Source organism: Paraburkholderia sp. SIMBA_053 (genome assembly GCF_046534895.1).
GTDB lineage: Bacteria > Pseudomonadota > Gammaproteobacteria > Burkholderiales > Burkholderiaceae > Paraburkholderia > Paraburkholderia caledonica.
This window is the reverse complement of record NZ_JAWRXU010001778.1, coordinates 1-234: the sequence shown is the minus strand read 5'-3', so window position 1 is coordinate 234 and position 234 is coordinate 1. Positions and strand designations below refer to the sequence as shown.

At 62.0% G+C, this 234-nt stretch carries 1 pseudogene; it reads left to right on the top strand.

Annotated features, from left to right (window positions below):
• Positions 1-31 precede the first annotated feature (31 nt).
• Positions 32-234: pseudogene (locus SB753_RS41640) on the top strand (ornithine cyclodeaminase family protein); the annotation flags it as partial.

Below are 234 nucleotides of genomic sequence, written 5' to 3'. Positions count from 1 at the left end.
CGGTGGAAAGCACGACGCTGGAGCCGCTGCAATGAAGATCTTCACCAACGAACAGATCGCGGCACGACTCGACGTACGCTCGGCTTCGGACGCAATCCGGGCCGCCTATCTCGATCTGCAGCGCGGCACGGCCGCGATTCAGCCACGCGCACGCATTGGCTTGTCCGACGTGAAGTTCAGTGCAATGAGTGCGATGCTGGGCTCCGCGCAGATCGCGGCGACAAAGATGTACAC